7 protein-coding genes and 1 pseudogene are annotated in these 11,775 nt (G+C 45.7%); 2 read left to right on the top strand and 6 right to left on the bottom strand.

Going from position 1 to position 11,775, the window contains the following annotated elements:
* The first annotated feature begins 6 nt into the window (after window positions 1–6).
* Both pheT and AXE82_RS06065 read left to right on the top strand, forming a co-directional pair.
* Complete coding sequence (gene pheT, locus AXE82_RS06070; protein ID WP_062332584.1) at window positions 7–2,421, top strand: phenylalanine--tRNA ligase subunit beta; 2,415 nt, start codon at window positions 7–9, stop codon at window positions 2,419–2,421.
* Between the two features lie 123 nt (window positions 2,422–2,544).
* Entirely contained in the window at window positions 2,545–2,862 is a 318-nt protein-coding gene (locus AXE82_RS06065; protein ID WP_062332582.1) for an integration host factor subunit alpha, read from the top strand.
* Window positions 2,863–2,979: 117 nt separating this feature from the next.
* On the opposite strand, the gene AXE82_RS06060 is transcribed toward AXE82_RS06065, so the two are convergent.
* From AXE82_RS06060 to AXE82_RS06035, 6 genes and pseudogenes are all read right to left on the bottom strand, one after another.
* On the bottom strand, window positions 2,980–3,957 hold the full coding sequence (locus AXE82_RS06060; RefSeq protein WP_062332580.1) for a MetQ/NlpA family ABC transporter substrate-binding protein: 978 nt from the start codon (window positions 3,955–3,957) through the stop codon (window positions 2,980–2,982).
* Between the two features lie 162 nt (window positions 3,958–4,119).
* The gene (locus AXE82_RS06055; protein WP_062332577.1) at window positions 4,120–4,809 is read right to left on the bottom strand and encodes a methionine ABC transporter permease; all 690 of its coding nucleotides are present in this window, start codon (window positions 4,807–4,809) and stop codon (window positions 4,120–4,122) included.
* A gap of 67 nt (window positions 4,810–4,876) precedes the next feature.
* The gene (locus AXE82_RS06050) at window positions 4,877–5,614 is read right to left on the bottom strand and encodes a methionine ABC transporter ATP-binding protein (protein ID WP_062332574.1); all 738 of its coding nucleotides are present in this window, start codon (window positions 5,612–5,614) and stop codon (window positions 4,877–4,879) included.
* 169 nt (window positions 5,615–5,783) lie between these two features.
* Complete coding sequence (locus AXE82_RS06045) at window positions 5,784–7,406, bottom strand: sensor histidine kinase (protein ID WP_228140550.1); 1,623 nt, start codon at window positions 7,404–7,406, stop codon at window positions 5,784–5,786.
* 168 nt (window positions 7,407–7,574) lie between these two features.
* On the bottom strand, window positions 7,575–8,312 hold the full coding sequence (locus AXE82_RS06040; RefSeq protein ID WP_062332572.1) for a response regulator transcription factor: 738 nt from the start codon (window positions 8,310–8,312) through the stop codon (window positions 7,575–7,577).
* 274 nt (window positions 8,313–8,586) lie between these two features.
* Window positions 8,587–11,768, bottom strand: a pseudogene (locus AXE82_RS06035) (efflux RND transporter permease subunit).
* Window positions 11,769–11,775 lie beyond the last annotated feature (7 nt).

Below are 11,775 nucleotides of genomic sequence, written 5' to 3'. Positions count from 1 at the left end.
AAAACAATGAAAATTAGCGAAAACTGGTTACGCCAATGGGCAAACCCAAACTTAAGCGCTGAGCAAATTGGCGAACAACTGACGATGGCAGGCTTAGAGCTTGATAGCTTGGATAAAGTTGCCAAAGACTTTAGTGGTGTGGTGGTCGGTGAGGTGATTGACGTCATCCAACACCCCGATGCTGATAAACTGCGCGTTGCCAAAGTGAATGTCGGTGAGCATAGCGAAGCACCCCTACAAATCGTTTGCGGTGCACCCAATGTCGCCGCTGGCGTGCGTGTACCTGTGGCACTGGTGGGCGCCAAACTGCCGCCTGCGCAAGGGGATGAACCCTTTAACATTAAAAAAGGCAAACTGCGCGGCGTAGAGTCGCATGGCATGCTGTGTGGTGGTAGCGAGATTGACTGTGATGATGGTGTTGATGGCTTGCTAATTTTGCCACAAGACGCACCGATTGGCATGGATATCCGAGCGTATCTTGGCTTAGACAATCATGTGCTAGATATTTCAATCACCCCAAACCGTGGCGACTGTTTTAGTGTGCGCGGTATCGCCCGTGAGCTTGCCGTGCTCAATGATTTAACATTTCAACTACCCTTTGACCACATCACCGCAGCTGTGACCGACAACGACAGCCAAGCGGTTAGGGTAGAGACCACCGACTGCCCACGTTATTACGCGCAACTGGTCAGTGGGCTGACAGGCACGACGCCATCACCTGATTGGATGAAACAAGCCCTAAATGCCTCAGGCGTCAAGCCACGTAATTTACTGGTGGATGTCACCAATTATGTACTACTTGAGCTCGGTCAGCCGCTGCATGCGTTTGATGCCGATAAGTTGGTGGGCGCAATTACCGTGCGCCATGCCCAACAAGGCGAAACCCTTGAGCTTTTAAATGAGCAAACCATTACCTTACAAGGTGACGAGCTGGTGATTGCCGATGAACAAGGGGTTATTGCGTTAGCGGGAATCATGGGTGGACTTCGCACTGCAGTGACCGATAGCACGACCCGAGTGGTAATCGAGAGTGCATTTTTCAAACAGTTGGCGATTGCAGGTAAAGCGCGCCGTTTTGGCTTGCATACCGATGCGTCACAGCGTTTTGAGCGGGGTGTTGATTTTGAATTGCCAAAATTGGCACTCGACCGCGCCGTCAATCTATTGGCGACATTTGGCAATGGCTCAAGTGAGGTTAGGGTCGGTCAAATCACGCTAGTTGAAAACACCGCTGAACTGCCAAAACGTACCCCAGTGACGCTACCGATTGTCAGTATCAATAAATTATTAGGCGCGGATATTGCCACTGACAAAGCCATTGAGATTTTAAATAGTCTACAAATCAGCACCGAGTTACAAGGCGAAAATCTGGTTGCCACGCCGCCAAGTCATCGTTTTGATATCGCCTTACCCGAAGATTTGATTGAAGAAGTCGCCCGCATTTATGGCTATAACAATATTGCCAACAAACTGCCGGCGTTTACCAGTAACTTGTTTGACAATAAACGCCAAAATGATTTGCACAATCTGAAAATGGCATTGGTCAATCAAGGTTATTTTGAAGCGGTGAGTTTTAGTTTTAGTGATGCCAAAGTCGAAGCGTTGTTTGATGGGGCGCATTTTGCTGCACCACTCGCGCTTGCCAATCCAATCTCAAGTGACTTAGCGGTCATGCGTCGTACCCTGCTGTCTAGTTTGTTGCCTTGTGTGCAATATAACTTAAACCGTCAACAAAACCGCGTGCGTCTGTTTGAGACGGGTCTGCGTTTTGATGGCAGTGATATCGCAAGCTTAAACCAAGTTGACACTTTGGCGATGGTGGCAGTCGGCAGCACTCATCCAGAGCAGCATCATGACAATCGTGTGATGGATTTTTACGACCTAAAAAATGACGTCGAATCGGTTTTTCCACGGTTTGCCCAGTCTGCTATCCGTTATCAACGTAGCGAGCAGCCGTTTTTACACCCCGGTCAAAGTGCCGATGTACACTACCAAGGCAAGGTGATTGGCTGGTTGGGTCAGTTGCACCCACAGATTGCCAAAGCCTTGGATTTGCCGACCACTTGGGTGGCGCAGCTAAACTTACAGATGGTCATTGACATGCACCAACAGGCATTGACCATCATGACGCCAAGTAAATTCCCACAAGTACGCCGTGATATCGCCGTGGTGGTAGACAAGTCGATTGCTATGCAATCAATGAAGGATACTATCAAACAAGTCGGGGGCGAGCTATTAAAAGATGTGTGGTTGTTTGATGTATATGCTGGCAGTAATTTGCCTGAAAACCAACAATCGCTTGCTTTTGCACTGGTCTGGCAAGACCTCGATGCCACGCTTTCTGACGAGCGTATCAATGCACAAATGGAAGCTGTCATCGCTGCGCTACATGAGCAGTATCACGCAACGCTACGTATGTAATCTTGGACTAGCAAATTATGCCAGTCGATACAATGTTTTTCTTTGATTTTAAAGTAAAAATAACTATCGACTGTATTTGCTAGAATCGCTAGAATAGGAACATTTAGTAGGGTGGGTATGATAATGAATATGCAAGTTGAAGGAAAAACCTTAACCAAATTAGAAATGATCAATCATTTGATGGAAAATTTGGGCATGACGCGCCAAGACAGCCGCGCATTTGTGGAGAGTTTTTTTTCAGAGTTGTCAGACACGTTGACCAAAGGTCACCAAGTCAAGCTATCGGGTTTTGGTAACTTTGAGATTAAGGATAAAAGCCAGCGTCCAGGTCGCAACCCAAAGACTGGCGAGATGGTTCATGTCACAGCGCGCCGCGTTGTTACCTTTAAAGCGGGGCAAAAAATGCGTCGCAGTATTGAAGATAAACTATTCACAGAATAACGCGCTTTATTATTTTTAGATTATTTTCAGTTAATTTGGGTATTTTAAAATCAATTACCGCATTTTGACCATAAAAAAAGAAGCTGAATGCTTCTTTTTTTTATGCCAATGATGCCACTATTTGGCAGCAGAGGCGGTGGCACTGGCAGCTGCTGGTGTCGCAGGGTTCTCACGCCAGATAGCTGGGTATTTGTAACCTGGGAAAGTTTTGTGGGCGTATTGTTTAAATTCTTCTGAATTATACGCATTGGTCACGTCTTTTACCCATTGTGTGTCTTTGTCTTTGGTGCGAATCGCTGACCAGTTGACATACGCATAGCTGGGTTCTTGGAACAGCGCTTCAGTCAATTTGATACCTGAGCTGGTCGCATAGTTACCATTGATGACTGCAAAGTCAACGTCAGAGCGCGCACGTGGTAATTGTGCCGCTTCTAGCTCTACCAATTTGATATTTTTTGGGTTTTCTGCGATATCATTTTTTGATGCGGTCAGTGGGTTGATATTGGCTTTAAGTTTTACCCAGCCCAGTTCGTTGAGCATTACCAGCGCGCGTGCAAAGTTGCTTGGATCGTTTGGTACAGCCACGGTGGTACCGTCTTTGACTTGTTTTAGGTCATTTAATTTACCTGGGTAGATGCCAAGCGGTGCGGTAGGTACTTGGAAGACTTCAACGATATCTAGGTTGTTGTCTTTTTTGAAAGTATCAAGATAAGGTTTGTGTTGGAACACGTTGATATCAATATCGCCATCCGCTAAGGCTTTATTTGGGCGCACATAGTCAGAGAATTCAACCAATCTGACTTTATAGCCTTGTTTTTCTAACTGCGGTTTGACAGAGTTTTTGACCATGTCACCAAAGTCGCCCACAGTAGTACCAATTACAATTTCAGATTTATTCGGGTCGATACCTGTGCTTGCCGCTGCTGTGGTAGTCGTTGAGCTTGCGGTGGTCGTGGTTGTAGTTGTGGTGGTGCTGGCTTGTGCTGTGGTTTCGGTTTTGCTTTCAGGTTTGCTACAACCGACTAGGGCAATCCCTGCCACCCCTACAGTTGCTAATAGCTGCGCGATATGGCTTGATAAATGCGTTAATTTCATACCTTCCTCCAAAAAAGAAAAAATAAACGGACAAAATAATCAGCTTACCTTAACATATTCATAAAAAAAATGTTATTGAGAGTTAACCTATGGATATGAAATTTTTTCATAATTCTTAGAAAAACCATCAATAACAATTTTTTAAACCGCTATCAGCTAAAATTAACGTTTATCCAAACGGTGCGCCAAAATATTACCAACCGATTGGATGATAATCACCATCACCACCAATAAAATCACCATAAAAATCATCACGTCATTTTGATAGCGGTTATAACCATAACGAATCGCCAAATCACCAAGACCGCCACCGCCAATCATACCCGCTGCCGCACTGTAAGAGAGTAAACTAATCATCAAGGTAGTAATACTCAAAATCAAACTTGAGCGTGACTCAACCAATAACACGTTACGAATAATCGTCCCTGTACTTGCACCCATCGATAACGCCGCTTCGATGATACCTTTTGGCACATCACGCAGATTTTGCTCAACGAGCCTAGCAAAGTAGAAAATACCTGCGACACTCAAAGCAAGCGATGCCGCGATTGGACCGATGGTGGTACCGACAATGAGGCGAGTGACAGGAATAATCACAATCATCAAAATCACAAACGGAAAAGCACGCATGATATTGGTAAAGTTGCCAAGTCCTGCATACAGCGATTTGTTGTCGGCGAGCTGATTTTTACTGGTCAAAAATAGCGCGACGCCAAGCAAGGTACCAAAGATAACTGACGCAGCCGTTGAGATACCCACCATAATCAGCGTCTCCCAAAACGCTTGCCAAATTTCTGCCTTCATCCCCAAAAGATTATCAACCGCGCTTTGCCAAGTTAATGTATTTGCCATGAAATTACCCAACGATTCAATTTAAAACTTAAAAAATTATCCAGTCATCGACCATGTTTGTGCGCCGTTAATCATCACTGATTAGCAGTTGCCCAATCGGCGTGGTGGCATGAATTTGCCCCGAATGTACGTCAGCGACTTCTAGCAATCTGCCTTTATCAAGCAGAGCAACGCGGTTACACAGCTTGCGAATCACCGACATTTCATGGGTCACAATCACGATAGTGACGTTAAACTTGTCATTAATATCCTTGAGACAGGCTAACACCGATTTTGTTGTCGCAGGGTCGAGAGCTGAGGTGGGCTCATCGGCGAGCATTACATGAGGCTTGGGTGCTAAGGCGCGTGCGATACCTGCCCGCTGTTTTTGACCGCCAGAGAGCTGGGCGGGATAGTGGTTGGCGCGATTGACCAAATCGACAATTTCAAGACATTCCATCACCCGCGGCATGATGGCTGTTTTTTCCCAACCGGCAATTTCTAGGGGAAAGGCAATGTTTTGTGCCACCGTGCGATTTGCCATCAGATTAAACTGCTGAAAAATCATCCCGATATTTTGACGAGCATGGCGCAAATCATGGGTGGATAGCGAGGTCAGTTCCTTGCCATCGATGGTAACAGTGCCGCTATCTGGGCGTTCAAGTAAATTAATCAAGCGTAGCAAAGTAGATTTGCCTGCGCCAGAATAACCCATCAAGCCAAAAATCTCGCCTTGTTGGATTGTGAGCGATGTCGGCTCTACCGCGGTAAACCAGTTGCCATCTTGGGTTTGGAAGCGTTTGGTAACGTTATCAATGGTAATCATGATAATAAAAAATTTTGCAGTGGCTAAAAGAAGGTAATTTTAGCACAGCTCGTCGTCAGCGTTTAGTCGCTTTAATGAATAAATAAATGCCGAATGGTAGGTTTATATGAATAATAGAGGAGAAAACCGAAAAAAATTGTGACAAAACTATAAGCAGAGATAAAAGCGATTACGATTGGGTGATAGGTAATGTGACCAAAAAGCGGGTATGACCATGCAATGTGTCGGTGATAATACGACCGCCATGGGCTTTGACAATCTGCGCGACCAAAGATAGCCCGAGCCCTGAGCCTTTTTTCTCTTGTTGTAGCCGTACAAATGGACTGAAAATATCGCTGCGTTTGTCTTCAGGAATGCCTGTACCTTGGTCGATAACCGCAATACACACCTGATGAAATTCTGGCAGGTGCACAATGTCAGATTTTTTACGGGAAAAAATAGACGATTTATTTTTTGGTTTGTTAGCCAGTTTGCTCGAAATTGCTTCGCTATCTGCTGTGACCGTTGCGGCGGGACTATTCGTCGATGACATTTCAGCGTCAACGGTGATGCCATCGCCGTCTGTAAGGTCACTGGTGGTATCTTTTATAGGGACGGGCAAAGCCACTTTATCTTTTTGAACATCGTTATGTTTTTCTGCATGGGTATCTTTTGTATGCTCTTGGATGGTTGGTAGGGCATCAATTGCCAGTTGATTACCCGCATCATCAATGGCATACAGCTGTACGCTCACAGGTGGGATGCCATGAAGATGGGCATTGTCGAGCAAATTACGCACAAGGTGGGTGAGAAGTTTGGCTTGCCCTTGGATGATAACGTGACCACCCGTAAAGGTAGCTTGTGGGTAGTGCTGAATCTCGTTTTTAATTAACTCATATAAATCGACGTCTTCTACTTTTTCTATCGCATGACCGGCATCCATACGACTGACGAGCAAAATACTTTCCACCAAATCATTAAGACCCGTCAAATCACGGTTGATGGCATCGGCACGTTTTTGTACTTTATCTTGTATGGTTTTGTCAAACTGACTTGCCAGCATGGTCATCATTTCAACTTGTAGACGAATACGGGTAATCGGTGTGCGAATCTCATGCGAGGCATGGGCTAACAGCAGTTTATTGGCATTCATCAAGGTTTCGATACGCTCGGCGGTTTGGTTAAAACCGCGTGCCAACAAGGTAATCTCATCGTTACCCACGGGCGTGACACGGGCAGAGAAATCACCATCACCCAATTGGGTGATTTGCCGACTTAGCTGATTGATACGCCATGTCATGGTGCGGGCAATCATCCATAACATGCCCGACATGATGAGTAGCAGTAGCAAAGTACCTGTCAATAAATTAATCGCAGGCGAAATAGCAGGGCGGCTACTAAGTTTTGATTGGTATAACAGCACATAACCTGATTGGCTATTGACTTGAATTTCGGTCGGGTGTTTTGGATCATCTCTAGGAAACAAAGAGGAAAAAAATGGCGGGTTTGGCGGTAAGGTGGCAGGCAGCCCACGCATGATCATAATCGCTTCGCCACTTTTGCCATCATATAGACCAAATTTAGCGTTCAGTGAATCGCTGTAGATATTAAAACTACGACGCAATAGGGCAAGTAGATAGCGGGTTTCGAGATTTTTTTGTTGGTCTTGAGCGGTACGTAGCTCAGCTAGTAACGGATCTAGCTGCTGGGTGACTTGATTGGCAATGACTTGGTGGCGGGTATTGGCAGAAGTATCGTGTACCAAATGGCTTAAAACTACCATTGCCCCAGCAAAAATGACCAATGCCAGCATAACGCTGGCAAATAACTTACTAAATACACTGTTAAATTTTATGCCGCTAAGTCGCACACAGAATCCAAAATCGTGGGTCATCATTGGCTATTATAATAGCTTTGCTAGCATAAATAACCAAGGATGATGACCTTTTGCGTGTTAAATTTGTCAAGCAATCCTACAATCTTAAACTTGGTCAGTGGCAAACTGATAGCCGACACCACGCACCGTAATAATGCGTTTTGGCTGACGAGGATTGTCTTCAATCAGCGCACGCAGACGCGAAATATGTACATCAATGGCACGGTCAATGTTATCACTGCTGTCATCGTTTGGCATTGCATGCCAAAGCTGTTCACGGCTCAGTACTTTACCCGAGTGGGTAGCAAAGTAATGCAATAATTGAAACTGGTGGGTGGTCAAACGCACCGGCTCATCATCAATCGTCACTTCATGGCTGTCTGGATAAACCTTTAAGCGACCAAATACTAAGTTATCTTCTTTTTGCTGGTGAAGCGGCAGATCGTGACGGCGCATGACCGCACGGATACGCGCCAATAGTTCACGCGGTTCAAATGGTTTTGAGACATAATCATCCGCGCCCATCTCAAGACCCAGTACACGGTCAGTGGTGTCACCTTTGGCGGTGAGCATGATAATCGCCGTTTGCGCCAGGCGGCTATCTTTGTGCTGACGAATACGTTGACACACTTGCATACCATCCATATCCGGCAACATCAAATCTAAAATCACCAAATCAATGGATTTTGCAGGGTTAAATAGTGTTTCTAGCCCTTCTGTTGCGGTTGGCGCATGCTGAACTTCATAATAATTCATGCCCAAATATTCGCTAATTAACTCGGCTAAATCTGGATCATCCTCAATCAATAGTACGGTTTTAGTACCACTATTATTTTCTTCCATCACCAACTCCAAAAAATCTCTAAAAATAAATCAGTTGTTATTATTGCTTTTGCTTATCAAAGCCAGGCTTCTATCATCAATCAAGATACTATTATCATAAAGCAAGAGAGTGCCAATATGATAGTGTGTTACACAGATTTATAAAACTTCTTAGCTGTTAATCATACAGCTATCAACCACACAGCCCAATTAATGCATAGCCCAACTTAAAATTGTACTGGGCTACTCATTCTTAAGTTTCTTTACACTGTATAAAATTGTAATGAATTATTGCTTAAAGTGAGTCTTGGCGCTCTATTGCAAGGGTTTTTGTTTTCTTTTTAGCAAATAACCGAAAAAACCGCTGTTTGCCGTCATCTAAATAGGTATAAATCACCGGCACCACAATCAAGGTCAATAAGGTTGAAGTAATCACCCCGCCAATAATAGCGTGTGCCATTGGTGCTTGCTGCTCCGACCCTTCACCAATGCCCAGTGCCAGCGGTATCATCCCCATCACCATGGCAGCGGTAGTCATCAAAATGGGGCGCAGGCGCGTTTGCCCTGCCAGCATAATGGCTTCTGTACGGCTCAAACCGTTTGATAAAGATTCTTTAATAAAATCAATGAGCAAAATCGCATTTTTACACACCAATCCCATTAGCATGATAATGCCGATGATAGAAAACATATTAAGACTAGAGCCAAATAAAAATAACGCAAAGAACACCCCAATTAGCGATAACGGCAGCGATGCCATAATCGCCACAGGGTATAAAAAGCTATTAAACTGTGACCCTAACAACATATAAATAAACACGATTGCCAGTCCAAGCGCGGTTGTCGCGTAGCCGATGGATTCTGCCATGTCCTTGTTAGAGCCTTGTACCGCAAAGCTGTAACCGGGTGGCAGTTTCATTTCGTTTTGGATTTTTGTGATATCCGCGCCGATATCACCTGCCGGTCTGCCATCCGTGTTGGCTTGGACTACCACCTCACGAAACAGCGAACGGCGGTTGATTTGCGGTGCACCCAAGGTTTCACTAAAATTCGCCACTTGCGATAGCGGCACTAGCATGGGCTGACCATTTTGATCCATACGGCTTGATGACAAGTACATGGACTGTAGTTGTGAGATGGTCTGGCGGTTGTCGTCATTTAAGCGCACGTTGACATCGATATTATTGCCGTTGTCATCTTTAAAGGTGGTCACATTGTCACCAGCCAGCAGCGGTCGTAATGCTTGTCCGATTTGCCCAATCGAAAGACCGGCGTCATTTGCTGCTTCTCGGTTAATGGTGACATTGACCATTGATTTGGGCTGTTTAAGCGTGCTTTCCAAATCTACCAAGCCATTGACGTTCGAGAGTTTTTGCATAAACTCATTGGATAAACGTTGCAGCTCATCTAGGTCATTGCCTTTGATGGATATCATAATCGGTTTAAGACCACCGCTGACCGCCATGTCAGCGGCTGCCACTGAGGTGACTTTGATACCGCCTACCTGCTGCAATTGCTCACGCATGGCACGGTTTAAGGCATCTAATCCGCGCGTGCGCTCATCTTTAGGTACTAATGATACATTGACTTGCACACGGTTTTTACCGCTATAAGATAGCGCATTCACCGTGGCATAGGTATTGGTCACTTCAGGAAAACTTTGTAATACTGCGTTGACTTGTGCTGCTTTTTGTTGGGTGTAGTCAAGATTGGCATTGACAGGCGTTTCAAATTTGACTTTGATTTCATTCATATCCGCTTGCGGGACAAACTCTTTGCCCACCAACCCCACGGCAAAAAACGCGGCAACCAGCGAGCCAATTGCAATCAGCACAGTTATCAAACGATGGCGTAGACTCCACGCAAGAATATGGCTGTATAGATTGGTCAACCGATCTAACAGGCGCTGAAAACCCGCTAATAGCCAAGCAATCGGTCGCTTGCGAAACGATACCCGTTCATTGTGTCGGTCATGTTGGTGCACGGCATCTGGGTCTGGCCAAATCGAAGACAACATCGGATCAAGGGTGAAGCTAACAAATAACGACAGCAACACAGCGGTGGAAACGGTCACACCAAACTGATAAAAAAAGCGTCCGATAATCCCGCCCATAAAAGCCACGGGTAAAAATACCGCCACAATCACCAGCGTCGTCGCTAGCACGGCAAGCCCGATTTCTTGGGTGCCATCGAGCGCCGCTTGGCGGTGATGTTTGCCCATACCCACATGGCGCACGATGTTTTCCCGCACCACAATCGCATCATCAATCAGTAGTCCGATACATAATGCCAGCGCCAGCAGGGTCATCATGTTGATGGAAAAACCAAACGTCCAAATTGCCGCTAAAGTACCGAGCAGCGAAATGGGCAGCGTCAATCCGGTGATGATGGTCGAACGCCACGAGCCCAAAAACAGCCAAACAATAAACACCGCCAATATCGCCCCTTCAATCAAGGTGCGTACCACATTATTTAACGAGCCGCGAATACTTTTGGAGCTATCGGCGACCACCGTCATGGTGACACCTGGGGGTAGGGTCGCTTGGATTTCTGCCAGACGCTGTTGGGTTTTATCAACCACATCAATTACATTGGCATCCGACATTTTGATAATATCCATTGCCACCGCAGGTTGACCATTTTGTAGCGACGCTGACTCAGCCTCGGCTTGCCCATCAACGACTTGGGCAACTTGCGAAAGGTAAACAGGCACGATAGCACCCGTGCTTGAACGATTTTGGGCGACAATGATTTGGTTAAACTCATTGGGTGTTTTGACCAACCCGTTAACTTGAATCACCATTTCTTGGTTTTGATTATTGATGGTACCGACAGGTAATTCGACGTTTTCTGAGCGTAGCGCATTGCTAATTTGATTGACTGAGACTTTATAGGCATTCATTTGGGTGGGATTGAGCAGCACACGGATTTGACGCTGCCGACCCCCAAGATATCGACCCGACCCACCCCTGTGACTGTTTGTAGCTGTTTTTTGACCGTGTTGTCTAAATAAGTGGATAATTCCCGAAGCGACATTTTGTCAGAGCGAAAGGTGACAGACACCACAGGCGCATCGGCAGGATTGTACTGCGCAACGATAGGCGTGGTGACTTCATCCCGAAAGGTGGGGGTCACCAGTGCCAATTTATCACGCACGTTTTGCGCGGCAACATCGGACGGGATATTCAAATCAAACTGCACGATGACTTGTGACAAGCCTTGTTGGGTGACGGAGGTCACTTCTTTGACACCGGCGATGGTATTGACTTGGTCTTCAATTTTTTTGGTAATGTCGGTCTCGATGACTTCAGGCGAAGCACCACTATAAACGGTATTGACCACCACAAAAGGGAATTCAATATTAGGAAATTCCTCAACTTTCATGCGAAATGTTGCCAGTAAGCCAATGACCATCAGCGCGAGCATGACCATGGCGGCAAACACAGGATTGTTGATACTGACGCGGGTGAGCCACATAGCAAAT

This window comes from Moraxella osloensis, assembly GCF_001553955.1.
GTDB classification, from domain to species: domain Bacteria; phylum Pseudomonadota; class Gammaproteobacteria; order Pseudomonadales; family Moraxellaceae; genus Faucicola; species Faucicola osloensis.
The sequence above is the reverse complement of the archived record's forward strand: the minus strand, read 5'-3'. Positions and strand labels throughout refer to the sequence as shown.